The sequence below is a fragment of the Acinetobacter sp. ME22 genome (assembly GCF_022012315.1).
Taxonomy (GTDB): Bacteria; Pseudomonadota; Gammaproteobacteria; order Pseudomonadales; family Moraxellaceae; genus Acinetobacter; species Acinetobacter brisouii_A.
The window spans coordinates 85,977-111,761 of sequence record NZ_JAKLTL010000008.1 but is presented as its reverse complement, the minus strand read 5'-3'; the positions used below and the strand labels follow the sequence as shown (position 1 = coordinate 111,761).

At 42.4% G+C, this 25,785-nt stretch carries 26 protein-coding genes; 11 read left to right on the top strand and 15 right to left on the bottom strand.

What is annotated here, in order from left to right; genetic code table 11:
- Positions 1 to 508 precede the first annotated feature (508 nt).
- Positions 509 to 1,414 (bottom strand): DMT family transporter, encoded by a 906-nt coding sequence (locus LVY74_RS12290; RefSeq protein ID WP_237815305.1) that lies wholly within the window; start codon positions 1,412 to 1,414, stop codon positions 509 to 511.
- Between the two features lie 119 nt (positions 1,415 to 1,533).
- On the opposite strand from LVY74_RS12290, the gene LVY74_RS12285 reads away from it, so the two are divergent.
- A complete protein-coding gene (locus tag LVY74_RS12285) occupies positions 1,534 to 2,082 on the top strand; it encodes a helix-turn-helix domain-containing protein (RefSeq protein ID WP_237815304.1) in 549 nt (182 codons plus the stop codon).
- On the opposite strand, the gene LVY74_RS12280 is transcribed toward LVY74_RS12285, so the two are convergent.
- Together LVY74_RS12280 and thrH are read right to left on the bottom strand one after the other, a co-directional pair.
- A complete protein-coding gene (locus tag LVY74_RS12280; protein WP_237815303.1) occupies positions 2,076 to 3,269 on the bottom strand; it encodes a sugar transporter in 1,194 nt (397 codons plus the stop codon). The two genes, LVY74_RS12285 and LVY74_RS12280, sit on opposite strands and share 7 nt — an antisense overlap.
- A 149-nt stretch (positions 3,270 to 3,418) precedes the next feature.
- Positions 3,419 to 4,036: a bifunctional phosphoserine phosphatase/homoserine phosphotransferase ThrH gene (thrH, locus tag LVY74_RS12275; RefSeq protein ID WP_151708947.1), complete on the bottom strand. Its 618-nt coding sequence runs from the start codon at positions 4,034 to 4,036 to the stop codon at positions 3,419 to 3,421.
- Between the two features lie 201 nt (positions 4,037 to 4,237).
- On the opposite strand from thrH, the gene LVY74_RS12270 reads away from it, so the two are divergent.
- Both LVY74_RS12270 and LVY74_RS12265 read left to right on the top strand, forming a co-directional pair.
- Positions 4,238 to 4,972 (top strand): phosphoadenylyl-sulfate reductase, encoded by a 735-nt coding sequence (locus tag LVY74_RS12270; RefSeq protein ID WP_237815302.1) that lies wholly within the window; start codon positions 4,238 to 4,240, stop codon positions 4,970 to 4,972.
- A gap of 183 nt (positions 4,973 to 5,155) precedes the next feature.
- The gene (locus LVY74_RS12265; RefSeq protein WP_237815301.1) at positions 5,156 to 6,559 is read left to right on the top strand and encodes a WS/DGAT/MGAT family O-acyltransferase; all 1,404 of its coding nucleotides are present in this window, start codon (positions 5,156 to 5,158) and stop codon (positions 6,557 to 6,559) included.
- Positions 6,560 to 6,595: 36 nt separating this feature from the next.
- On the opposite strand, the gene LVY74_RS12260 is transcribed toward LVY74_RS12265, so the two are convergent.
- From LVY74_RS12260 to LVY74_RS12235, 6 genes are all read right to left on the bottom strand, one after another.
- Positions 6,596 to 6,775, bottom strand: a complete 180-nt coding sequence (locus LVY74_RS12260) for a PA1571 family protein (protein ID WP_151708944.1) — start codon at positions 6,773 to 6,775, stop codon at positions 6,596 to 6,598.
- Positions 6,776 to 6,901: 126 nt separating this feature from the next.
- The gene (rng, locus tag LVY74_RS12255; RefSeq protein WP_237815300.1) at positions 6,902 to 8,356 is read right to left on the bottom strand and encodes a ribonuclease G; all 1,455 of its coding nucleotides are present in this window, start codon (positions 8,354 to 8,356) and stop codon (positions 6,902 to 6,904) included.
- A 37-nt stretch (positions 8,357 to 8,393) separates the two neighbouring features.
- Positions 8,394 to 8,960, bottom strand: coding sequence for a Maf family nucleotide pyrophosphatase (locus LVY74_RS12250; RefSeq protein ID WP_237815299.1), 567 nt, complete (start codon positions 8,958 to 8,960; stop codon positions 8,394 to 8,396).
- Positions 8,948 to 9,439: a rod shape-determining protein MreD gene (gene mreD, locus LVY74_RS12245; protein ID WP_151708941.1), complete on the bottom strand. Its 492-nt coding sequence runs from the start codon at positions 9,437 to 9,439 to the stop codon at positions 8,948 to 8,950. The genes LVY74_RS12250 and mreD overlap by 13 nt, the downstream gene beginning before the upstream one ends.
- On the bottom strand, positions 9,426 to 10,283 hold the full coding sequence (gene mreC / locus LVY74_RS12240; RefSeq protein WP_237815298.1) for a rod shape-determining protein MreC: 858 nt from the start codon (positions 10,281 to 10,283) through the stop codon (positions 9,426 to 9,428). Before mreC ends, mreD begins: the two co-directional genes overlap by 14 nt.
- 14 nt (positions 10,284 to 10,297) lie before the next feature.
- Positions 10,298 to 11,344 carry a rod shape-determining protein gene (locus LVY74_RS12235; RefSeq protein ID WP_151708939.1) on the bottom strand — a complete coding sequence of 349 codons (1,047 nt, stop codon included), beginning with the start codon at positions 11,342 to 11,344 and terminating at the stop codon, positions 10,298 to 10,300.
- 131 nt (positions 11,345 to 11,475) lie between these two features.
- On the opposite strand from LVY74_RS12235, the gene gatC reads away from it, so the two are divergent.
- From gatC to LVY74_RS12215, 4 genes are all read left to right on the top strand, one after another.
- Complete coding sequence (gene gatC / locus LVY74_RS12230) at positions 11,476 to 11,787, top strand: Asp-tRNA(Asn)/Glu-tRNA(Gln) amidotransferase subunit GatC (RefSeq protein ID WP_151708938.1); 312 nt, start codon at positions 11,476 to 11,478, stop codon at positions 11,785 to 11,787.
- An 89-nt stretch (positions 11,788 to 11,876) separates the two neighbouring features.
- Positions 11,877 to 13,355 carry an Asp-tRNA(Asn)/Glu-tRNA(Gln) amidotransferase subunit GatA gene (gene gatA / locus LVY74_RS12225; protein ID WP_111894844.1) on the top strand — a complete coding sequence of 493 codons (1,479 nt, stop codon included), beginning with the start codon at positions 11,877 to 11,879 and terminating at the stop codon, positions 13,353 to 13,355.
- Positions 13,355 to 14,842, top strand: coding sequence for an Asp-tRNA(Asn)/Glu-tRNA(Gln) amidotransferase subunit GatB (gatB, locus tag LVY74_RS12220; protein WP_237815297.1), 1,488 nt, complete (start codon positions 13,355 to 13,357; stop codon positions 14,840 to 14,842). The genes gatA and gatB overlap by 1 nt, the downstream gene beginning before the upstream one ends.
- A gap of 86 nt (positions 14,843 to 14,928) precedes the next feature.
- Complete coding sequence (locus tag LVY74_RS12215) at positions 14,929 to 16,296, top strand: B12-binding domain-containing radical SAM protein (protein WP_237815296.1); 1,368 nt, start codon at positions 14,929 to 14,931, stop codon at positions 16,294 to 16,296.
- A 254-nt stretch (positions 16,297 to 16,550) separates the two neighbouring features.
- On the opposite strand, the gene LVY74_RS12210 is transcribed toward LVY74_RS12215, so the two are convergent.
- A complete protein-coding gene (locus LVY74_RS12210; RefSeq protein WP_237815295.1) occupies positions 16,551 to 17,057 on the bottom strand; it encodes a hypothetical protein in 507 nt (168 codons plus the stop codon).
- A 45-nt stretch (positions 17,058 to 17,102) separates the two neighbouring features.
- Positions 17,103 to 18,023 (bottom strand): LysR family transcriptional regulator, encoded by a 921-nt coding sequence (locus tag LVY74_RS12205; protein ID WP_237815294.1) that lies wholly within the window; start codon positions 18,021 to 18,023, stop codon positions 17,103 to 17,105.
- Between the two features lie 102 nt (positions 18,024 to 18,125).
- Between LVY74_RS12205 and LVY74_RS12200 the strand changes: the two genes are divergently transcribed.
- Positions 18,126 to 18,680 carry a chromate transporter gene (locus tag LVY74_RS12200; RefSeq protein WP_237815293.1) on the top strand — a complete coding sequence of 185 codons (555 nt, stop codon included), beginning with the start codon at positions 18,126 to 18,128 and terminating at the stop codon, positions 18,678 to 18,680.
- Positions 18,677 to 19,198 carry a chromate transporter gene (locus LVY74_RS12195; RefSeq protein WP_237815292.1) on the top strand — a complete coding sequence of 174 codons (522 nt, stop codon included), beginning with the start codon at positions 18,677 to 18,679 and terminating at the stop codon, positions 19,196 to 19,198. The genes LVY74_RS12200 and LVY74_RS12195 overlap by 4 nt, the downstream gene beginning before the upstream one ends.
- Before the next feature lie 289 nt (positions 19,199 to 19,487).
- Here the strand turns inward: LVY74_RS12195 and sbmA are convergent, their stop codons facing one another.
- On the bottom strand, positions 19,488 to 20,684 hold the full coding sequence (sbmA, locus tag LVY74_RS12190; protein WP_237815291.1) for a peptide antibiotic transporter SbmA: 1,197 nt from the start codon (positions 20,682 to 20,684) through the stop codon (positions 19,488 to 19,490).
- Between the two features lie 262 nt (positions 20,685 to 20,946).
- Positions 20,947 to 21,057: a KGW motif small protein gene (locus LVY74_RS17775; protein ID WP_269091369.1), complete on the bottom strand. Its 111-nt coding sequence runs from the start codon at positions 21,055 to 21,057 to the stop codon at positions 20,947 to 20,949.
- A gap of 234 nt (positions 21,058 to 21,291) precedes the next feature.
- Between LVY74_RS17775 and lpxO the strand changes: the two genes are divergently transcribed.
- Together lpxO and LVY74_RS12180 are read left to right on the top strand one after the other, a co-directional pair.
- Positions 21,292 to 22,197, top strand: a complete 906-nt coding sequence (lpxO, locus tag LVY74_RS12185; RefSeq protein ID WP_237815290.1) for a lipid A hydroxylase LpxO — start codon at positions 21,292 to 21,294, stop codon at positions 22,195 to 22,197.
- Between the two features lie 116 nt (positions 22,198 to 22,313).
- Positions 22,314 to 22,976 carry a YajG family lipoprotein gene (locus LVY74_RS12180; protein ID WP_237815289.1) on the top strand — a complete coding sequence of 221 codons (663 nt, stop codon included), beginning with the start codon at positions 22,314 to 22,316 and terminating at the stop codon, positions 22,974 to 22,976.
- Between the two features lie 44 nt (positions 22,977 to 23,020).
- Here LVY74_RS12180 and LVY74_RS12175 read toward each other — a convergent pair whose 3' ends face one another.
- Both LVY74_RS12175 and betT read right to left on the bottom strand, forming a co-directional pair.
- On the bottom strand, positions 23,021 to 23,635 hold the full coding sequence (locus LVY74_RS12175; RefSeq protein WP_151708931.1) for a MarC family protein: 615 nt from the start codon (positions 23,633 to 23,635) through the stop codon (positions 23,021 to 23,023).
- 9 nt (positions 23,636 to 23,644) lie between these two features.
- On the bottom strand, positions 23,645 to 25,723 hold the full coding sequence (gene betT, locus LVY74_RS12170) for a choline BCCT transporter BetT (RefSeq protein WP_151777787.1): 2,079 nt from the start codon (positions 25,721 to 25,723) through the stop codon (positions 23,645 to 23,647).
- Positions 25,724 to 25,785 lie beyond the last annotated feature (62 nt).

Sequence of the window (25,785 nt, the reverse complement as noted above, 5' to 3'; positions counted from 1 at the left end):
CGTATTGTTTTCAAAGCAAAGCGCAAAAGTGCGTTTTGCGAAACAAACCTTATGAAAGAGGTTTTTCTATGCGTACCAAGCTGCGTACCTTGTGGTGCGCACCAATTCTTAATCATGCTTTTCTATGCGCACATCACCGCGCACACTTAGGGAGCTATAGCACTTCCTCAATTTGAGGATGCGAAAACACACAACCCACCAGTATTGAAAAGATGCAGAATCAAGAAACGCGCGCGGGACAGTGCTTAATACCCTACTGGTGAGGCATAACCGAATTTCGGATTTTAAATCCAATACAGCTACAACCTCATTCAGCATGGGTAATCAATTTGACTCTAAAACAGGGATTCGAACCCACGTTCAATAGAGTACATTGTGAAATGAGGATACATATGGGGATACATTGCAACATATAAAAACACTAAAGCCTTATATACCAATACATACAAGGAAAAGTTCTATACGCGCAGACCGCACCAAACCAATACTATTTATTTCAAAACCTATTTTATAAAACATCCTCACACACCACCTTAGACTTCTTTTTACGAGTCCACTTCATTTCACTCAGAATCACGCCGAATACCACACACAATCCTCCAAGCAAAGCCATAACACCCAAACGTTCCCCAGCTAAACGTCCAAATATCCCCGCCCACACAGGTTCACCTGCATAAATAATCGCAGCTTGCGCAGAATCCACCGAACGCTGTGCCCAATTCATCGTGAGTTGGATAATCGCACTTGCCAAACCCATTCCCACTGCTGTCAAAGCTAAAGTCCAACTAAAAGCAGGAATATGCGTTTCTCCAAGCACAGGCATACTGATAAAGGCACATAATGATGCAATTGCAAGCTGAATCACGGTGACACGTTGTGCATTGACCTTCCCTGCAAAATGCCCAATCCAAATAATTTCCATGGCAATTGCCACTGCACCAAATAAAGTGACAATTTGACCTGAATTTAACTGGATAGATGAAAAACCATTGCCTGTTAAAAGTACCAAGCCCACAAATGCCAATACTGCTGCACACCACATCATAGGTTTTGGATATTTTTTAAAAATCAGCAATTGTAAAATCGGAACCATTGGCACATACAGCGCAGTTAAAAATGCCGATTCGCTACTTGAAATCGTTTTTAAACCAATCGTTTGAGCACCGTAACCAATCGCAATCATTAAACCAATACCAGCTCCTGCGACTACATCCTGTCGAGTCACGCCTTTGAGCAATTTCCAAGACAATAACAACATGATGCTTGCTGCTGCGGCAAAACGACAACCCACGAAGAACATCGGTGAACTTGCAGTCAGTGCATGTTGTACCACCAAAAAAGTCCCCCCCCAAACAACGGTGATGAGAATCAAGGATAACTGAGGCGCATAACGCTGTATGAATGATTTTGACATGACAGAATCTAAAGTGTGCAATATATTGCACATCATATAAGCAATTCAGCTTTTGTGCAATATATTACACAACTGTGCTACACTGCGATTTTTCGCAGACAGCTCAACGGTAAAATGACATGACACAACAGGGAATTTTGGAATATGTCAGTGACAACCTGAAACGCTTACGCGAACAGCATCAATTCAGTCAGCAACAATTGGCTGACCTTGCCAGTGTCAGTCGACGTACCATCGCAGGTTTAGAATCTGGGGAAATGAACATTAGCCTGACCAAACTGGCTGCAATTGCCAGTGTGTTAGATGTTTCTTTTGCTGAATTGGTCAGTTCACCAGCGGCAAAAAATCCACATATTCATCAAGTCAAAACATGGCAAAGTGCCAATGGAAAAAGTTTTGCAGAACTCAACTGCTCTGCACCCGCACAGCAGCAAGTTGAGCTTTGGACATGGTCTTTGGCAAGTGGTGAGACCTATGAAGCCGAAGCCGACCCACAAGGCTGGAGTGAATTGTTATATGTAGTACACGGCACCCTAACGCTGACTTTAGACAAAGTACAACACCAACTCAGTGCAGGTTCATCCTTTGTTTATGCCAGTTCAGTTCCCTATCGCTATGCCAATTTAGGAACTGAACCGTTGCTCTTTACGCGTACTGTGGCTTATTGATTTGAGGGTGCTGAGATAAAATCAGGACGCTTCACCATTAAAAAGCAGAGAATACAACCGAGTAAGCCTAGACAGCCGCCCACCATACCAATTGACTGCAAGCCATAATGCAGACTAATGATACTACCGAGTAATGCTCCACCACCAATTCCGACATTATAGAGTCCTGAAAAGAGCGACATGGCAACATCCGTAGCATCGGATGCCAGTTGCAATACACGCGATTGTAAAGACAAGCCAAAACTCATAATGGCAATGCCCCATAACACGGTTAAGCCCATTAAACTCATGACATGAGATGCAAAGGGTAAAAGCAGCAACATAGAAATGCTGATGCCTAAACTAGATGCCATCACAAAAGTTCGTGGTAATTTTCGGCTAAAGCGGCTAAATAAAATTGAGGCTAAAATACCCGAACCACCATAAATCAATAAAATTGCTGTGGTCTGAGCCGATTGAAAATGCGCAATATGCAATGTAAAGGGTTCAATATAACTATAAGCCGTAAATTGTGCTGTAATCACCACAATCGTTGCCAAATACAGAAGCACCAATGCAGGACGTTTCATGAGTACAGGTAAGCTGCTCAATGAACCCGAATTTTGACTTGGTAATTTTGGCAGTGTTGTTGCCAGCACCAACATAGTCAATAGTGCCAAAGCTGCAATCAGTGCAAAGGTATTGCGCCAGCCAAATAACTCACCCACCACGCGCCCAAAAGGAATTCCCAACACCAACGCCAACACAGTTCCTGTAGACAGTAAACCCAATGCCTGAATGCCCTTCCCAACAGGTGCAACCCGAACAGCGAGAGAGGCTGTAATTGACCAAAAAATGGCATGTGCAAATGCAATCCCAATTCGACTGATCAACAAAATCATAAAATTACTGGCAATACTAGAAAGCAGATGGCTCATCATAAACAACAGAAAAATTGACAATAATAAAGCCTTACGCTCCATATTTCGGGTAATCAGCATCATCGGTAGAGATGCTAAAGCCACAACCCAAGCATAAATGGTGAGCATAATACCGACTTCAGCAGCCTGCATATTGAAACTTTGTGCAATGTCACTCAAGAGAGCAACTGGCACAAATTCAGTGGTATTAAAAATAAAAGCGGCTAAAGCGAGTGCAATAACACTAATCCAGCTTCCTTGCTGCGCTGGTTGTGTAGAGATAGACATAGAAATTGCTAAAATTTGAAGAATAAATGTGCAGGCTTATTATAGCGCCAAGTTAAAAATGGCATACCTGATTCAGTATAAAAAGTTGACTATTTTAGTTTGTTTTAACTCAATCACAACGAAAAAAGGCGCTAAATGCGCCTTTTAAGTTACTCAGGAATACTGCGTTGCGATACAGATCGAATCGCTTGTTTTAATTGCTCATAACCATGAATTGCGGGGAACTGAGGAAATTCTGCAATCACATTATCAGGTGCATCAAATAAGAAGCCATGATCTGCTTCACCCAACATGGTGGTATCATTATATGAATCGCCCGCAGCAATCACTCGAAAATTCAGACCATGTAATGCTTTGACAGCTTCACGCTTTTGATCAGGTTGGCGTAATTTATAATCTGTAATTAAACCATTTTCATCTGTTTCCAACTTATGACAAAAAATCGTTGGCCAGCCCAATTGCTGCATCAAAGGATGCGCAAATTCATAAAAAGTATCTGACAAAATAATCAGTTGAAAATGAGTACGCACCCATTCAACAAATTCTTTTGCACCAGGTAAAGGTCCCATATCCGCAATTACGGCCTGAATATCAGGTAAACCCAAACCATGTTGTTTTAAAATATTTAAGCGTTGGGTCATCAGCACGTCATAATCGGGAATATCACGTGTCGTGGCTTCTAATTCCTTAATCCCTGTTTTTTTAGCGAAATTAATCCAAATTTCTGGAACCAATACCCCTTCGAGATCAAGACAAACTATTTCCATGTGCACTCTCTGTGTCGTGAGTTGTTTAAAATTTGAGTATCATACCTGAAGATCGCATCAATGGAAGGATATTACTGAAATCGATTTTACTTATAAGTATTTACTTTTTCTTGATCGCTACATTTTATGCTTTACTTTACATCATTTTCACTTTATCTCTGTCTTATTAATGAGCCTCCAAGCTGACAGCCAGGAATAACCATGACCAACACCATTCCATCTATTGACCTTATTGATGCACTTGCTGCCGAATATACCCATAAATCACCAAGTGAAATTCTTGAGCTTGCTTTAAACCAACAAGGTGAAGTTGCCATTTCTTTTTCAGGTGCAGAAGATGTGGTGCTGATTGACATGGCCTATCGCCTGCGTAAGCCATTTCGTGTATTTAGCCTCGACACTGGACGCTTACACCCAGAAACTTACCAATTCCTCGAAGCTGTTCGTAAATTTTATAAAATTGATATTGAAATCTGCTTCCCCGAATCTGAAGCAGTACAGAAACTGGTCACAGAAAAAGGCATGTTCAGTTTTTATCAAGATGATCACAAAGAATGCTGTGGCATTCGCAAAGTTCAGCCTCTTCGCAAAAAACTGGCAACGCTTGATGGCTGGATTACAGGTCAACGCAAAGACCAAAGCCCAGGTACACGAAATGAAATCCCTGTGATTCAAGCCGATGCTGGCTTCTCAGGGCCAAATAAACAACTGATTAAATACAATCCACTGGCAAACTGGTCAAGTGCTGATGTTTGGAACTATATCCGTATGATGGAAATTCCATACAACGCATTGCATGAACGTGGCTTTACTTCAATTGGCTGTGAACCGTGTACTCGCCCTGTGCTTCCTAACCAACACGAACGCGAAGGTCGCTGGTGGTGGGAAGAAGCCACCCACAAAGAGTGTGGCTTACATGCAGGTAACTTAAAGTAATTTGTCGCAGTTCCTTACATATTGACCACTGCTCTGCAGTGGTTTTTTTATTTATACTGAGCGTTCGGATGTATGACTAGTTTTTCAATCCGTAGTGTTTATACTTATAACAAAAGTCAGCAAAAATAGAATGACTATCAGTCATATACTGATATACACGCATAGGCAGTGAGGCACAAGGTAATGCGACCATTACACCCAATCGACTTTATTTTTTTATCTCTAGAGAAAAGACAGCAGCCTATGCATGTGGGAGGACTGTTCCTATTCCAAATTCCCAAAAACTCACCATCAACATTTATTCAGGATTTGGTTGCAGACATTCGTAACTCAAAATGCAAACCGATTGCGCCATTCAACAACAAAATTGATGGCTTATTTTGGGATGAAGATGAAGATTTTGATCTTGATCATCATTTTCGTCATATCGCACTGCCTCATCCAGGGCGTATTCGTGAGCTATTGGTTTATATTTCACAAGAACATGGTACTTTAATTGATCGTGCGAAACCCCTCTGGACATGCACCATCATTGAAGGAATTGAAGGCAATCGTTTTGCGATGTACTTTAAAATCCACCATGCCATGGTCGATGGTGTCGCCAGTATGCGCCTCATGGAAAAATCATTTGCCAAAGACCCGAATATTCATAGTATTGTGCCGCCATGGTGTATTGAAAAACGTCGCCCACCTCATGAAAAGAAAAATCCAATTCGTCGTCTAAGTGGGAAACTCAACCATTTAAAACAGCAAATGAATATTGTGCCAGGCATCTACCATGAACTGACCCAAGCTGTACATGACCGTCGCCATGACCCTGACTATGTTTCAAGCTTTCAAGCTCCTGCGAGTATTTTAAACCAAAGAGTAAGTGCCTCACGTCGCTTTGCAGCGCAGTCCTTTAGCTTAAATCGTTTCCGACATATTGCTAAAGTTCTAGAAATCACGCTCAATGATGTGATTTTGTCGGTATGTTCAGGTGCCCTTCGGGAATACTTACTCAGTTTAAATAGCCTGCCTGAGAAACCACTCATTGCTATGGTACCCACGTCAATCCGTTCTGATGACTCAGATACCAGTAACCGTATCACCATGATTCTTGCTAATTTAGCAACGCATATCAGTGATCCAATTGAACGTGCCAAAATCATTTCTCGCAGTGTGAGTAATTCCAAAGCACGCTTCAAACGCATGACCCAAGAGCAAATTTTAGGCTATAGTGCTTTTGTTTATGCCGCAGCAGGGTTAAATATCATCTCAGGTTTAAGACCTAAGCATCAGGCATTTAACTTGGTGATTTCCAACGTTCCAGGCCCACGTGAGCCATTATACTGGAATGGTGCGAAACTCGAAGCACTTTACCCTGCTTCAGTCGTCTTTGATGGTCAGGCGTTAAACATTACCTTAACCAGTTATTTGGATAAACTTGAAGTGGGAATTGTGGCATGTCGCAATACTTTGCCGAAAGTACAAAGCTTGCTGATGTTGCTTGAACAAGAAATTCAACGCTATGAACAAAGTATTGGAATAAAACCTGTCACACAGGATGAATCACATCATCAGCCACATTTAAAACAGGTGGGTTAATATCAAATAAAAGGGCGTACAATTCGCCCTTTTATTTTAACTTCTGACTATACGACATTGTTCAAGCAATTGAATACAGATATCTTGCACCATTGAAGTGGTGATCTGAACTTCTTTACCATGCTCATCGACCATGTAACAGTCATTTTTTACAGGACGATGCTCTTGGTTCGGTTGGGTATGATTTGTCAAGTTGTTGTCTTCTCTCATATGCATTTTCAACTCCCCATCTGGCTAAGACTGAAGGTCTTTGGCTACTGACTAAGGTTATAGTATTGGTAAATGCATAATGAAAGTAAACAGCGAGTTGTAACAAGGCTTATGCGAAATTCTGTTACAAAATCAACTGAGAATGATATCGTATTGCTCTTGCGTATAGAGGTTTTCCACCTGAAATTTGATAACTCGGTTAATAAAGTGCTCTAAATCGGCCACTGCGGGTGCTTCGGCTGTTAACAATTTATCAATCACTAATGGATGTGCAACCACGGTAAAACCTGCTTGTGACTGATAGGCACGGGCATAACGTAAAATTTCACGGAAAATTTCATAACACACGGTTTCTGCTGTTTTGACAAAACCACGCCCCTGACAGGTTGGACATGACTCGCACAGCAAATGCTCTAAAGACTCACGCGTACGTTTACGGGTCATTTCCACAAGCCCAAGTTCAGAGACTTGAGTAATCTTGGTTTTGGCATGATCACGCTCAAGCATGCGCTCAAACTGTTTCATCACTTCATCGCGATGCGTTGCTTCCTGCATGTCGATAAAGTCAATAATGATAATGCCACCCAAATTACGCAAACGGAGCTGACGCGCTATGACTTGGGTCGCTTCCATATTGGTTTTAAAGACCGTGTCTTCTAAGCTACGACCACCCACATAAGAGCCTGTATTGACATCAATCGTGGTCATGGCTTCGGTCTGGTCAATCATCAGATAACCGCCAGATTTGAGTGCTACACGCGTCTGCAAAGCTTTTTGAATATCTTCTTCAACATTGTACAAGTCAAATAAAGGACGCTCACCTGGATAATGAATCAGGCGACTTTGCATTTCAGGCATAAACTCCTGAATAAAGTCTTTGAGCTTGGCATGAATTTCACGTGAATCGATACAAATTTTACTGGTCGATTCAGATGCCAAATCACGCACAATCCGTTGATGAAGAGGTAATTCTTCAAAAATCAGTGAAGGTACTGCAATGATTTTTTGCTTACGCTGAATATATTCCCAAAGCTTTGCCAGATAATTCATATCTTGGGCAATTGAAGCTTCATCAATCCCCTCCGCCGCAGTACGCACAATCACGCTGCCAGGGAGCTGATGTTCTTTCTGAATTTTTTCAATCAGACTGCGTAAACGGTCACGTTCTTCCTCGGACTCGATTCGCTGTGAAACCCCAATATGGCTTCCAAACGGCATCAGCACCAAGTAACGTGAAGGAATCGAGAGATCGGTACTCAGGCGAGCGCCTTTGGTACCCAACATGTCTTTCATGACCTGAACTGTTAAGATCTGTCCAGGCTGAAGTAAATCAAAGACATTTGGCGTTGGTTGATTACGTGGCCAGACCATATCATTGATATGTAAAAATGCCGTTCTTGACAAGCCAATGTCAACAAAAGCCGCTTGCATACCCGGTAAAACGCGAACCACTTTACCTTTATAAATATTGCCAACCAAACCACGTTTAACTGTACGTTCAACAAACAGTTCGTTGACTGTTCCATTTTCAATTAATGCAACGCGGCATTCCATCGGCGTCACATTAATCAGCAATTCATCTGACATAATAAGCCCAAAACATTATAAGAATTCTTGTAAGCGATTAGTTTAATGCATCAATCGCTTTTAATAGCTCAATGGTTTCATGTAAAGGTAAGCCAACCACATTGGTATAGCTTCCCAAAATACGGGGAATATACTGCGCTGCTTGTCCTTGTATGGCATAAGCACCTGCTTTCCCTACAGGTTCCCCTGTTGCCCAATAATTTTCCATATCATGTGGCGCGAGTTGCTGAAACTCAACTTGTGTTTGCACAACTCGATGCAGAGCATTTACTGCATTTGCAACACACACCCCTGTCAAAACATCATGACAACGTCCTGAGAGTTTCTGCCAAATTGCAAAGGCATGTGCCTTTGACTGTGGTTTTCCAATAATTTCGCCATCGACTGAAACTGTTGTATCGGCAGCAATGACAGTCGCATTTGGAAAACGTTGCAATACGGCATATGCTTTTGCTTGCGCCAAACGTGCAACATACTGCTCAGCGTTTTCATCTGGCAGTATGCTTTCATCAATTTCAGGACTAAACACCTCAAACGTCAAGCCAAGCTGTAACAACAACTCTCGGCGACGAGGTGAACTCGAAGCTAAAATTAAATGCGCCATTTTCTTAAGAAATAATATAACACAGGCCAAGCCAAAACACTGCTGATCAAGGGTGGCCAACGGCGCATGACTGGATAATTAATTTCTAGCATGACTTGAGTTGCCCAAATAAAAACCAAATAGGCCACGATTGCCATAATCGCGATAATCCATAGGTTTAAAAAGGTCAATACTCGTCGTTCACGAATAAAATAGCGTGCCACAAAAGTAATGACGACATAAATCAGCGCACTTTGCCCAAGTGGTGCATCGAGCAAAAGGTCTGTAAAAATCCCCAAACCAAATGCAAACCATACGCCACACCATGTCGGCTGACACAATACCCAAAACAGCATGACCAACAACATGATAAACGGACGCCATGCAGACAAGTCATAAGCTAACGGATAAACCGTCAGCACAGAGGCTAGCAAGATTGAAATTACAATCCAAATAAAGGGATCACGCGGTTTTTCAGGACGATAATTAGCGACTAGCATAAGGTTGCTCCTTCGCTAAAGAGTCAGAAAATAGCACAACCACATAATGTCCACCCGCCAGTTGACCTGCAGGTGCAACATCAATCTGAGCAAATTCACCTGAATTATGCCGTTGAATTTTAGACACAATCCCCACCAGATAACCTGCTGGGAAATGCTCACCTAAACCAGAGCTATAAACACGGTCACCCACCATGAGGTCAGCACTGGTTGGGACATATTGCATCTGCAATACACCTGAGTCACCTGTACCAGACACAATGGCACGCATCCCTGTCCGCTCAATACGAATCGACAGTGAGCTTTCTTTATCAGAAAGTAATAACACACGGGCACTATGCGAGTAGACATCAATAATCTGCCCCATGATGCCGTGATCATCCAAGACCGTCTGCCCTTGATATAAGTGATCGGCTTGACCACGGTTAATCACGATAATATGTCGTAGTGGATCCGCATCCGTGCCAATCACTTCAGCAATTTCCATACGACCATCAATAATTAAAGGTGTATCAAGCAGACCGCGCAAGCGGGTATTTTCTGCTGAAAGTTCAGAGAGTTTTTGCAGGCGTACTTGTCCTTGTAACAACTCTGCGCGCATTGCCGTATTTTCACGACGCAGCTGTTCTTCAGACTTGGTTTGTTGATTCAACCACTCTCGCGACATGACAGGATAGCTTGCAATGGCATATATCGGATTATATGCCGCGTACAAGACATCCCTTGCAGGTTGTACTACATGCGGCATGCGCCAATCAAAGAAAAGCACAAGTAGGCAGGTAATGACCGCAATAATAAATGAGCGAAAAGATGGCGGTTGTCTTGAAAAGATGTTCGGTTGCACCGCCCTGTCCTATTTTATCCTACAAAAAGCATGTCATGGTTTGGATTGTCAAAGAATTCTAGGACTTTTCCACCGCCACGTGTTACGCAAGTTAAAGGATCTTCAGCCACAACCACAGGTAAGCCAGTTTCTTGTGCCAATAGTTTGTCTAAGTTGCGAAGCAATGCGCCACCACCCGTCAATACAATACCACGCTCAGCAATATCGGATGAAAGTTCAGGAGGGGTTTGCTCTAGTGCAGATTTTACCGCACTGACGATGCTTTGTAGAGGATCAGCAATCGCTTGCATCACTTCGTCAGAAGTCACGGTAATCGAACGGGGTACACCTTCAGCCAAATTACGACCGCGCACTTCGATTTCCAACTTTTCAGTGTTTTCATCGGCAATCGCCATACCGACTTCTTTCTTAATCAGTTCGGCTGTGGTTTCACCAATCACACAACCATGCGCTTTACGCACATAATTAATGATTTGTTCATCAAAAACATCGCCACCGATACGTAAAGAATCTGCGTAAACACACCCTTGTAAAGAAATAATGGCAATTTCTGAAGTACCACCACCCACATCAACCACCATCGAACCACATGCTTGCTCAACAGGTAAGCCTGCACCAATCGCTGCTGCCATTGGTTCTTCAATCAGACGTACATCACGTGCGCCAGCGTTATACACTGCTTCGCGGATTGCACGGCGCTCAACCAGTGTCGATTTGCACGGTACACACACCACCACACGTGGTGCAGGTGGGAATAAACGTTTTTCGTGCACTTTGCCAATAAATTGGTTTAACATGGTTTCGGTGACTTCAAAGTCTGCAATCACACCGTCTTTCATTGGTCGAATCGCAGAAATATTGGCAGGGGTACGACCTAGCATTTGTTTCGCATCTAGACCTACGGCTGCAACAATTTTTTGTGAACCACTGTGACGGATTGCCACCACCGTCGGTTCATTCAAGATAATGCCCCGTCCTGGTGCATAAATGAGTGTGTTAGCTGTACCTAAATCAATCGCAAGATCTGGCGAAAACAAGCCAATTAGTCGTTTTAAAATCACGGGTCGTACTCAGTTTTTACAAATGTGGACGCAAGGTCGCAACTTTAACTAAATGTGATGATTTGAACAAGTCAATCGCTTATCATATAGCGCGATATTTTGAAATTTTTTGATACTGACAAGGTGATGTTATGTCTACATCGGATGCTCAGCATTCAGATCTAAATGCTCAAACCGTATCACAAATTGCCAATCTTGCACGTTTATCGTTCAATGATACGCAATCTGCTGAGTACGCACAAAGTCTAAATAAAATTTTAGGCATGATGGAAACCTTAAAAGGCATTGATACTACTGGTGTTGAGCCATTAAAAAGTCCATTTGATCATCCACAGCCTTTACGCCCTGACGTAGTGACTGAAACCAACCACCGTGAAGAATATCAAGCCGTTGCACCTGCAACCCAAGATGGCTTGTATTTAGTTCCTCGTGTGATCGAATAATCTTTGTTTCATTTTGTAAATTTTGGCAGTTTTGTGGCGCTTTTCACAAAAATCAGCTCGGCTGCCATTTCTAGGCTAGATTTTAAATTATGACTGATTTACATCGCCTCTCTATTCGCGAATTGTCAGAAGGTTTGCAAAGCAGCAAATTTTCTTCTCGCGAACTGACACAACATTATTTAAAGCGTATTGAAAAAATTGATGCTCAGGTTAAAAGTTATGTCACGGTAACCCCTGAGCTGGCACTTGCCCAAGCCGATGCTGCTGATGCTGCCATCCAAGCAGGCAATGCTTCTGTCCTTGCAGGGATTCCACTGGCGCATAAAGACATTTTCTGTACCCAAGGTGTTCGCACTTCTGCGGGTTCAAAAATGCTCGACAACTTCATTTCACCTTACGATGCCACTGTGGTGAGCAAAGCCAAAGCCGCGGGTCTCGTGACTTTGGGTAAAGTGAACATGGACGAGTTTGCCATGGGTTCAACCTCTGAAAGCTCATACTACGGCGCAACGAAAAACCCGTGGAACTTGGACTATGTGCCAGGGGGTTCTTCAGGCGGTTCAGCAGCAGTGGTTGCGGCTGACCTTGCACCGTTTGCCACAGGCACAGATACAGGCGGTTCGATTCGCCAACCTGCATCATTTTGTGGTTTGACAGGTTTAAAACCAACTTATGGTCGCGTCTCTCGTTTCGGGATCATTGCGTTTGCTTCATCTTTAGACCAAGCAGGTCCAATGGCACGTTCGGCTGAAGACTGTGCTTACCTGATGAATGTGATTGCAGGTCACGATGCCAAAGACTCAACATCTGTAGAAAAAGACGTTGATGATTATGTCGCGAACCTCAATGCAACATCTGTGAAAGGTTTACGTATTGGTATTCCGAAACAGTACTTCAATGTTGCAGGTTTAGCCGCTGACGTGAAAGCACGTGTTGAAGCGTCATTAAAGAAACTTGAAGACATGGGCGCGATTTTGGTCGAAGTTGACCTGAATATGGTTGAAGCTTATGTGCCAACGTATTATTTGATTGCTCCTGCTGAAGCGTCTTCAAACTTGTCACGTTATGACGGCGTGCGCTATGGCTACCGCTGTGAAAACCCTGTGGACTTGATGGACTTGTACAAGCGTTCTCGTTCGGAAGGTTTTGGCGAAGAAGTCAAACGTCGTATCCTGATTGGGACGTATGCACTGTCTGCGGGTTATTACGATGCCTACTATGTCAAAGCACAAAAAGTTCGTCGTTTAATTCAGCAAGATTTCTTAAAAGCCTTTGAACAGGTCGATGTGATTGCTGCGCCTTCTGCACCAACTACAGCGTATAAGATCGGTGCGAACCTTAGCCCAACCGAAATGTATTTGGGTGACGTGTACACCCTTGCGGTGAACTTGGCGGGTCTGCCTGCGATTAACGCACCTGTCGGTTTAGATGATCACAACTTGCCTGTCGGCTTACAGTTGATTGGTAATTACTGGTCAGAATCACAATTGTTGTCGATTGTGCATCAATACCAACAAAACACTGACTTCCACACCCAACGTGCGGCGATTGCTGAGGAGAATGCATAATGGCACAAGCTCAAAAACAATCCTCAAAATCAGCTAAATCAAACCTGATTGATGGTTGGGAAGTGGTGATCGGGATTGAGATTCACACACAACTTGCCACAAAATCTAAAATCTTCTCAGCTTCATCGACTGAATTTGGTCAAGACCCAAATACTCAAGCGAGTTTGGTTGACTTGGCAATGCCAGGGGTTTTACCTGTATTGAATAAAGAAGTGGTTGATCTTGCGATTCGCTTTGGTTTGGGGATTGATGCTTACATCGACCAAGCCTCTGTGTTTGCGCGTAAAAACTACTTCTACCCTGACTCGCCTAAAGGCTACCAAATTAGCCAGATGGACAACCCGATTGTGGGCTTGGGTCATATTGACATTCAACTTGAAGATGGCTCGATCAAACGTATTGGCGTGACGCGTGCCCATCTTGAAGAAGATGCGGGTAAATCAATTCACGACCAGTTTGAAGGCATGTCAGGCATCGACTTGAACCGTGCAGGTACGCCTTTACTTGAAATCGTGTCTGAGCCAGACATGCGTTCGGTTGAAGAAGCAGTTGCCTACATCAAAGCGATTCACACCTTGGTACGTTGGTTAGGCATTTCTGACGGTAACATGGCTGAAGGTTCGTTCCGTGCTGACTGTAACGTGTCTTTACGTCGTCCGGGTCAGCCTTTTGGTACACGTTGTGAATTGAAAAACCTCAACTCATTCCGTTTCATTGAGCAAGCGATCAATGTTGAAATTGAACGCCAAATGGAAATTTTGGAATGGGATGGCACGGTAGATCAAGAAACACGTTTGTTCGACCCTGTGAAAATGGAAACGCGTTCAATGCGTTCCAAAGAAGAAGCGAACGATTACCGCTACTTCCCTGACCCTGACTTGTTGCCTGTGATGATTGCTGATGCTCAAATCGAAGCAGCTCGCGCAGCATTGCCTGAGCTACCTGCAGCACGTCGTGCGCGTTTTGTGGCTGACTTTGGCGTGACCGAGTACGATGCGCATGTGTTGACGCTGACCCGTGAAATGTCTGACTTCTTTGAAGCAGTCGTGGCAGCGGCAGGCGGTGCGGCTCAAGGTAAAGTCTCTGCAAATTGGGTGATGGGTGAATTCTCAGGTGCGCTCAACAAAGCAGGCTTGGACTTGGCTGATTCTCCTGTGTCTGCTGAGCAACTTGGCGGCATGATTGCTCGTATTGTCGATAACACCATTAATGGAAAAATCGCGAAGCAAGTGTTTGGCTTTATGTGGGAAGAAGGCAAAACTGCCGATGCCATTATTGCTGAAAAAGGCTTGAAGCAAGAAACCGATACAGGCGCGATTGAAGCGATTATTAAAGACGTGCTTGCAGCCAATGAAAAAATGGTTGAAGAGTACAAGTCTGGTAAAGAGAAAGCCTTTAACGGTCTTGTCGGTCAAGTGATGAAAGCTGCAAAAGGTAAAGCTAACCCTGCACAAGTCAATGAATTGATGAAGAAATTGATTGGTTAATCTGATCTAATTTTAAAAGAAAACCCGCTTTAGAGCGGGTTTTTTTATATAATGCTTCCATTACAAATTAGTACAACAGCCAATAAATGTCTCACTCTTACTTTTTTTGCATTAGCGCCGGTCAAACTATCACGAGAAAAAAGAAAACTCCATTTTCTTTAAAACATCGTTATTTAAACTATGGCTTACTTTCATTAGCAACACTGTTGAAGGAGCAAAATATTCCTGCAATACAAGTTCAAGGATTGTTTGATGCTCCTCAACAAACTCTTCAAATTTGTATTAATAAGTATGATTTTTTAAACTCAGAGTACCCTCTTTTTTTGTCTATACCAAGCTTTTATGCATTAGAGTGGGCACAAGAATTTATTGATTTGATCTATAAAATCAAACCTGAACAAAAAATTATTGTTGGTGGTCGTTGGGTAATAGGTAATTCAATACAAAATATTCAGAAAGTTCTTCCGCCAGTTGATCATGTTATAACAGGTTTAGGAGAACTTAAGCTATCTGAAATACTCTCAAAATATGGCATAGTATTTATACAAAAAATATCAAAACATTATGAACTTAACTATGAAGCATTACATGACAGCCATCTTTATCAACCAAGTTTTGAAATATCTCGTGGATGTGGTATGGGATGTGCTTTTTGTCAAGAGAAAGATGAGCCTTTAACTCCATTAAAACCCGTAAAGCAACTAATAGAAGAAATAAAAAAATTTATATCCTTTAATAAATCTAATGATATTACCCCATATTTTGAAACCTCCATGTTTACACCTAATCGTAAATGGTCAATTCAATTGAAAGAACAATTGGTAGAGGAAGGATTGAAAATTAAATGGCGAACAGAGGCAAGAATTGATTCTATAAAGCCTGAAAATCTTGAATATCTATTTGAAGCTGGGCTATCAGTATTAGATTTAGGCTTGGAAAGCGCATCTCACCAACAACTCCTATCAATGAAAAAAACAGAAAATCCTCAAAAATACTTAGATAGAGCTTCTAAATTAATAGTTAAAGCTTATGAGCTTGGAATCAAGGTTAAGATTAATATTTTATTATATGCTGGAGAAACCAAGAAAACCCTAAAAGAAACAGAAGACTGGCTTGAAAAACATAAAACTTATATTACTGGTGTATCTATAGGCCCGGTAACTGTATATGGTTGGGACGAAGATACATCTGTATATATGGATGCATTAGAGACTCTGGGAGCCTCTATATATCGCTCATCTACAGGAATAAAATATTTAAATTTAAGTGCAGAAATTACATTCGATGAATCAATAGAAATTTCCAGACAACTTAGTCAAAAGTTTATGACGAAAGAAAACTTTTTCTTCCTTAAATCTTTTTCGTATTTACCAAGAGATTATAAATATGAAAACTTTTTGACAGACTTAGACAAAGTCGAGAATAAAAATGATTTAAGTTTTTCTATTAATTAGAAGTTTTTGACATCATGAAACAGTATCCTCCATCAACAAACTCGAAGACTTAGGACGTATCCAACTTTCAAAGTCCTTTTTTATGCGTGACTTCTAAATACCCTCATCCCCCGCCTTCTCTTGCACTTTGCTTAAAGCAGTGCTTTAAGCTCGCTCAGGGAGAAGGAGCTTTCATTATAAATTAAATGCCGTCATGAATTTAATATTGGATATTCTCTCTCCTTTTAGGAGAGGGCTAGGGAGAGGATTTAAAATTACTTCCCTCTGATCACACCCAACTGATTCCAAATATCAGGCGTCAAAAACGTCACCACCAACTTATTCAAATCCACATAACGGAGCAACCCATTCAACTGCTGCTTCACTTCAGGGATTTTCAAAATTTCTTCGCCCGTAATCTGTCCCAACTGCTGAAAACTCTCCCCAACTGCCTGTACGCCATCCGCCTGAATCACCGCTTTGGTCTGCGCCGAACATTGATCCACCAAAATACGCTGCAACACCTGCGCCACGCTTTGATCTAACGCATTTTTCTGTGCTTCGGTCACATGACTAAACTGCTTTAGCTCAGGATGATTCGACAACGCTACAAACGTCCATTGCAACACGGTAGTTTTATCGCTTGCCGTGGTGGACTTCACCAAACATTCACTGAGTCGGTCAACTGCTGGGCTTGCTTGAGTCACTTGGGTTGTACCCAAAACTGCGGCTGCGAGCAAAACGGCTCGACCTAAAACTAAACCTGTACGTGCTGTGGACATGAACGCCCCTCCATTCAATCATCGGCTTCTTTGTAGCACAGCAAATCAAGATTCACTGTTATGACTCTGTATCGTAGCAGTCGATAGCGTCAACAATGCAAGTGTGTGCTTGACCCTGATATTGGCATCTGCCCGATACACCGCATAAATCGGCGCTAAACAAGGTGGTTCGGCTTTGAGTGTTTTATAAATGATTTGTTTATTCCAAAAATCCTGAATCGATGCAGGGACAATCGACACGCCAATTCCCGCTGCAATCAGGTTTAAACTGGAGGTTAAGCGTGGCGCTTCTTGGACAATATTGGGACTAAACCCCGCCTGATAACAATGTGCCAAAATATTGTCAAACAAGTCCTGCCCTGCCATCCGCCGATACAACACAAATTCATACGGTTCCAAATCGAGTAAATGGATCGCTCCACTTTTATCGGCTAAAGCATGATTATTGGGTAACGCCACAATCAGCGGTTCATCAAGCACATGAATACTCGCAAGTTCCGCATGTAGCGATGCTGGACGGCGCAAAAAAGCAATATCCAGTTTTTCATTGAGTACGGCATCGATCAGATCTCGACTGCTTTCCTCTTCAAGCTGAATTGCCACCGCAGGGAACTGTTCACGAAACTGGCGTAACAGATTGGGTAAAAAGGGATGCAAACCCACCGAGTTGGTAAAACCAATATGCAATTGTCCTTCCAAACCCTGCGCGATATTTTGTACACGCTGGGGAATCGCTTGCGCATGTGCCAAGATGCTCAGCGCTTCCTGATATAACACTCGCCCTGCTTCGGTCACTTCGACTCCACGTGGCAAGCGCTTGAATAGTGCTGTACCGAGTTCCTGCTCCAAACTTTTAATCAGCCGTGTCAACGGTGGTTGTTGCATGTACAAACGGTTGGCTGCTTTGGAAATATTACTTTCTTCAACCACCGCCACAAAGGCGTTGAGTTTGTGAATATCAATCATATCTATACTTTTTAGGTATGTTTTATGCAAAAAATAGCATTGGTAAATATAGCACAAGCGCCGCATGCTATTACACAGAATCAATGGCTTTAGGATCAAATTGTGGATACACGGGTGCTGCATACACCGACTTGTCGAGCATTATTTTTAGGCTTTTTAAAACTGGGCTTAATGGGCTTCGGCGGCGTTTTGCCGTTGGCACACCGCATGATTGTTGAAGAAAATAAATGGCTCAGTACCACACAATTTACCGACTTGCTCGGCATCTGCCAAATCTTGCCAGGGGGCAATATCATCAACATGTCCGTTGCCATTGGCATGGAATTTCAGGGAGTGAAAGGTGCATTTTCAGCAATTCTAGGATTGATCTGCGCGCCTACTATTATTGTGCTGTTGATCTATCAAATTTATAGCCAGTTTCAAAATCTGCCTGCCGTTCAACATGCCATTCAGGGTTTGGCTGCGGCTGCCGCGGGTTTACTGTTATCTACAGGCTTTAAAATGCTGAAACCGATTGCTAAAAGCTATCTCACCGCAAGTAGTATTGTGCTGACGTTTCTGTTGATGATCATCATTAAAATACCGCTGCTGTTCACTTTGATGCTGTTGTTGGCACTGAATATGTGGCTGTTAAATATGGGAGCAAAACGCGCATGATTTGGGTGTTATGGTCGCTCGCCTTATTGTTTACCGAACTGTCTTTATTGGCTTTTGGCGGTGGCAATGCGATTTTGCCTGAAATGCAGCATCAGGTGGTTCATGTTCACCACTGGCTGACTGCGCAAGAATTCAGTTCACTGTTTGCGATGGCTCAGGCTGCACCTGGCCCGAACATGATGATTGTGCCCTTAATCGGCTGGCATGTTGCAGGGACAGCAGGCTTGATTGTCAGCTCGATTGCGAAATTTGCCCCTTCTTCGGTCATTACGGTGTATGCCATGAAATTTTGGCGACAGGTCAAAGATCATCCATTACGTGCCCGTTTTGAAAAAGCCTTGAAACCGATTACTGTGGGTTTGGTTTTGGTCAGTGGATGGTTGATTGCATCGGCATCTGCACAAAATTTATTGCTCGGTGGAATTGTGATTGCCACAGCAGCATTAGGTATGTTTAAAAAAGTCCATCCGCTTTGGGTAATGTTACTGGGTGCAGTCTTGGGCGTGTGTTTCTTATAATTTTATGCCATAGTGATGTACATCATAAAAATGCAATTTTGCCTGAAATGCAGCATCAGGTGCTTAATGCAAGATCCAATATCAGAACCTCAAAACAATGAAAATGAATCTTCTTTTTGGAAAGATAATTGGATCGATATATGCGAATTATGTATCGAATTTTTACCCAATCTATTGATGAGTGCTGTACGCATGATTGCACACGTATTTCTTAAACTACTTGGTCATCGCCATAAAAAAGCCAGTCAAAACTTTGCATGACTGGCTTTTTTATCACAAGGCTTTTGACTTATTTATACAAAATCGATTCAAAGGCTTTTAAACGCTTATAAATCGAAAGCAGTTCAATAATGGTTTTCCATGAATTGATCAAGTACTGGAAAGACTCTCGTACTTTATCAAACACATTCCCAATCTGATTCAGCAGACCCAGCGTCATTTTCCCCGCAGCAATCGAGGGGAAAAGTACCACAAGGCTATATAAAACATCGAGCTGCATGTACCACGTACTCACCAAATTGAAGTAGGTATAGTGGAAATACAGACGGAAATAGTTTTTACGCACATTCCCAAATAACTCTCTTAAAGTCGCTGGCTCGGCACGCTCAACAAAATCTTCGCCATACACCAGTTCTTTACGATAAGCCGCTTCAACTTTTTGGTTATTAAATTCCAAACCTGGAAGTTTAATCCCGACAACCATAAGTAACAGGGTTCCAAAGGCTGCCCATGCCACGGCAGCATAAACCAAGGAATGTTTGACTTCACCAATCAAGGGCAATGCAGGTACATGTGCAGACAATTGGAATAAAATTGGTAAAAAGGCAATTAAAATCATAATCGCTTTGACAAAACTGACGCCTAAGTCCTCCATCGTGGTGGCAAAGCGCATGGTGTCTTCTTGCACACGCTGCGATGCCCCTTCAATACTGCGAAGCTTCGGCCAGTGCTCACTGTAATATTCATTCATTGCAGTTCGCCAACGGAAAATATAGTGGCTCACCAAAAATGAGTTCAGCACTGCCAGTGTCACGGCAACCATCGCAATATATAAAAAGGTCAAGGTTCCCATATACAGGTCTTTAATATTGCCCCCGCCACCTGCTAGCATTTTCTGGATGAGATCCCAAAATGGACCATACCACGCATTGACTGCTACACTAACTTGCACACCAAACCAGATATTAAACAGGATCAGCGCAGAGCCCCAAACTGACCAGCGTTGCCATTTGTTATCTGAGAAAAAGCGCCATATCCCTGCAAAAATAGCTGTGGCAATCAAAAACCAAACATAAAACCACAAAAATGCAGGCGACCAAAAACGACTGACACCAATCGGTAACTCAGCATTTGCATAGCCCTGAGGTAAACCTATGAGCGTACCCCATGCCTGTCCACCTGCATACCACAAGATCAAATTGAAGGACAGCCATGCAACAACTGAGAGAAAAAATGCACGAGGTGCGGGAAAAAACGATTTAAACATGCTTGGGGAATATTCCGTCTAATTTTGAAATTCTGCCTGAGCCAGTATACAGCTTCAACTTAAGCGAGTCTGATGCGAAAATAGTGTAAGTAACGCTTCGGAATGATGTTTTTATTTTTTGTAACCTACAACAAAAAATAGCGCTTTTGCGCTCTTTTTCACAGTTTGAGTATGTAGATTTTAAGATAATGACTAAAAAGAAAGTCTTGCAGGTCATTTAAGTGGAAAGAACTCACAAAAATGTAAAGCTAAAACAGATTATTTAGCCAAAGCGAGCAGCCCATAATCCATTTAATCCAATACAGATCAACTGAAGTAACATCACCATCAAAAACCAAAACCAGCCTTTCTTTTTACGTTCGACCTGTTGCATTGTCAATATACTCCATGCGCATGACTGCATTGAAGAACTGCAAATGCCGTGCCATTTTTAGAACAGTGTGATGTGATCTCACCGCCTGTTTTTTCATGAAAAACGGATTATATTTTTACAAATTATACCTGATGATTTTGAAAAAATCGGTTTAAAATCCGCCAATAAACTGATTTTGACAGAAATGGATGCACGCACAATCCGTATGGATTGTGATGATGGTGGTGATTCACAATGTACGCAATTATTCTTGTAACGATCTTTCTGATTAGTCTGCTCTATACCTATTTTCGAGGAAAAGAGCGCCTTAAACTGTCACGCCAACTGTTCGATCATTCGACTTTTTTAGGCCCAATTAATATGTTTATGACAGGCTTTTCACGTCTGCCCGCTCAGCCTTTTTATGCTGTTGAAGACTTTCCTGAACTGAAACCACTACAAGACAACTGGCAAATCATTCGCGATGAAGCTGTTGCACTACAAAACCAGATTAAAGCTGCACAAAGCAACAATGATGCAGGGTTTAACACCTTCTTCAAACGTGGCTGGAAACGCTTTTATCTAAAATGGTATCAAGACAGTCATCCCTCAGCACAACAACTATGCCCTAAAACGGTCGCGATTTTAGAGAAAATTCCCTCAGTTAAAGCCGCTATGTTTGCCGAGCTTCCATCGGGCAGCTACTTGGGTAAGCACCGTGATCCGTATGCGGGTTCAGTGCGTTATCACTTGGGTTTAAGCACACCGAATAGCGATGATTGTTTTATTGAAGTCGATCAGCAACGTTATAGCTGGCGCGATGGTCAAGCGACGATTTTTGATGAAACCTATGTACACTGGGCACAAAATAAAGCAGATCAAACGCGTATTATTTTGTTTTGTGACATTGAACGCCCTATGAAGTGGCAGTGGGCACAAAACTTTAATCACTGGTTCGGTCGTAATGTCATGTCTGCATCGGCTTCACCAAACGATGCACAAGACCAAACAGGTTTTATTAACCGTATTTTTAAGTATTTTTATGCGATTCATGCCAAAGGTCGCGAGCTGAAAGCCAAAAATCGAAAAATGTATTATTTAAGCAAATGGGCTTTATTCTTGGCATTGATTAGCGCCATTTTATTACCTAGCGTATTGTAAATATCAAATCACAAAAAGCCGTATCACAAGATACGGCTTTTTTTATTTATGTAGCAAAATCATTTAAAATTGTATAATATATGTTTTTATATTTAAAATTAATCCATAGAAAACCCATGAAAAAAATATATCTTAGCATTGCATTACTTGCATCAATGAGCCTGACAGGGTGTGCAACCTCACGTGGACTGATTCAGCTTCCTGCAAAGCCACCTGTTGCAACTAGCAATTCACAACAAAGTAGTCAACATACTGCTATCATTACACTGGTTGAAGATGATCGTGTTTTTGAAGAAGCACCGAAAACACCCGATATTCCCTCTTTAAAAGGTGGTTTGGCACAAGCAACACAAGACGAAAAAGCACGTGCAGTTGCCCGTAAACGTAATGGTTATGGACAAGCTTTAGGTGATATTCTATTGCAAGAAGGCAGTGTAAGTCAGTTGGTACAACAACGTGTTGAACGAGCTTTAAATCAAGCAGGTTATCAGGTTTTACCAAATACCGAAGCCAATAAAGCCACTGCCAATTTAGTTTTAACAGTCAAAATCAATAAATTTTGGTCATGGTTTCAACCCGGCTTTAGCTCAATCAAAATTCATTCTGAAATTGATAGTGACTTGCTAAACAATAAAACATCATCCCAACCTATTCATATTTATAGTAAAGTGACAAATTCTGCCCAAATTGCTAATGGAACGAAATGGATTGCCAATATTAATCAGGTGCTTGATGACTATGAGGCACAACTCATCACCGAATTAAAAAAACAACCATAAAATGGTTATCACCATCATCAGCTGAAGATGAAAGTTGATGATGGTTAGGCTTGCTGAATTAAATGCGTTATCCCTGTTACAATCATATCTACTGCAATTGTTCCGATCAACAAAGCCGATAAACGCCCGACAATATCAAAATAGTAATCGACATATTTGGCATGCTTATAACGCAGGTTATCATGCATAAATTTCATTAAAATCAAAATTATACAAGTCAAAGCCAACGTCACTAACATCACCAGTGCCGCACCTGTTAACCCGATATCCATGCCTGTGACGACTGCCGCACTAATCGTTCCCGGCCCAACCATAAAGGGCATAGCCACCGTTCCCGCCAAGTGCTCAGGCGCACCTCGGATTGCACCAATCGTATCGGCTCCCTGAAACACATAACGGTAGCCAATCACCAAGAAAATAATGCCTCCAAAAATCTGGAACGATTCAAAGCGGACATTTAAATATTGATTAAAAATCCGCTCGCCACCCCATGCAAAAAACATAAACACCAAATAGGCGATTCCGCTCCCCTGTATCAATGCCCGATTAAAGATTCGTGCTTCGATATTTCGGATCATCCCAATCATATAAATACTCATCAGAAAGGGATTCAGTAAAGAAAAGAACAGTGCAAATGAATGTATGTATGGGCTTAGCATAGTCAGAATCTACTCGTCATGATGTTCGTGTGGATCTGGGAAAGTCAGGGTTTTACCTGCTGTTTCTCGGTTAATGTGCAAGAAAGTTAAATGACGTTCGTATTTGTCCAGTACATCATTAATCACCTGTTCTTTGTTGTAGCCCATCAGGTCATTGTCCTGACTACCTTCAAACAAAAACGTTTCTAGTCGGTAATAATAATTTTTAACGAACTTACTGCTACGCATACTAAATTCGGGTGCATGGTAACGCTGTGGCCAAATTTGATAGATAAAACTCTGCTCATTGACCAGATCAATCATAAGATCAATATGATAAAGCGGTTCATCATCTTCTATTAATTTCTCAGTCAGAGTGACCTGCGCTCCTTTACGGCGCAGCTCTTCAACCACAGCTTCCAGTGCAGGTTTACACACCTGATCCAGCATATTTAATGTGGTTTTACGCCCAGGGTGATGCATCACCCGTGATAACCGCTGTCGCCAGTTCAAAATGTCGACATTCCCGACTACAGGCGCGGCATTCATGGTTGAACTTTGATGGCGAAAATCCTCCAGTCGTAAGGATTTAAATAATCCTGCCATCACAAAGAAAATCACGAAGCTAAACGGCAAGCCCATAATGACTGTGGCTTTTTGTAGAGAACTCACCCCATCGGTCATCAGCATGGCAATGGTCAATAAAGCAATTGCGATCGACCAAAACACCCGAATCCAGTTCGGTGCATCACTATTCACATCGGTAAATTTATAGGTGAAATTACCGAGTACAATCGAACCTGAATCCGCCGAAGTCACATAAAACAGTAAACCTGTAATCAGCGCCAACATGGCTGTGACATTGAACCACGGATAAAACGACAGTAATTTATAAAAACCCAGTTCAGGTTTTGCCACAATTTCCTGAGCAAAAGCCAGATTGCCATGAATCACCTGATACAAGGCACTATTGCCCATAATCGACAACCACACCAAAGTAAATACAAATGGAATAATTAAGGTTCCTGTCACAAACTGGCGAATGGTACGCCCCTTGGAAATACGTGCTAAAAACAGCCCAACAAATGGCGACCAAGCCACCCACCATGCCCAGAAAAACAGCGTCCAGTCTTTCATCCATTGTTCAGCATGCGGGTCTTGCTGATAGGCAAAGGTGTCAAGTGTCATTGAAGGGAAACGGCTGACATAATCGCCCAAATTCAGGATCAAGGCATTCAGCAAAAATTTGCTGTCCCCCATAAACAAAATGAAGAGAACCAAACCAATCGCAAAGTAAACATTCAATTCAGAAAGGAATTTCACTCCTTTCTCGACCCCAGTGGTCGCTGAAATAATGGTGATAATCACCGCAAAAATCACCAAACCCAACTGCACGCTTAAGCCTTCAGGTACACCAAAGGTGACATGCAAACCATAATTGAGCTGCACCACGCCGATTCCACACGTGGTTGCAATCCCGAAAATAGTCCCTAAAACAGCTGCAATATCGACCCAGTGTCCCATCCAGCCTTTAATCTTCTGACCAAAGATTGGATAGAGTGCAGAGCGAATGGTAAGCGGCAGGTTATAACGATACGAAAAGTAACCGAGTGCAATCCCGATCAGTGCATACATACACCAGCCTGTTAAGCCGTAGTGAAAGACCGTCCAGACAATCGCCGTACGCGCAGCTTCCAAGGTTTGCCCTTGTCCAACAGGCGGCTGCATATATTGAATAATCGGTTCAGCCACCGAGAAGAACATCAGGTCAATCCCGATGCCTGCGGCGAACAGCATGGCAGACCAACTCATTAAACTGAATTCAGGCTTGGCATGCTTTGGCCCCAATTTCACATCGCCATAACGTGAACAGGCCAGAAATAGCACAAAGACCATATAGGCCGTTGCGGCAGCAAAGTAGTACCAGCCAAATGTGGCACTCACCCAGTCAAGGACTAAATCTAAAAGCCGAGCAGCTTCGGTATTAAAAAATAATGTAAATAAGGAAAATAACAGAACCAATCCTGCTGAAATGAAAAAGACAGTTCGGTTTAAACGACTACTTGCAGGTGCAGTCCGTGTCATGGTGGAGGGGTTGTTTTGAGTCATACCTTCCTCTTTTTTGGCTAACGGAAACGACTTAAGTCGCTCAGAATATGCACATGAGCTTG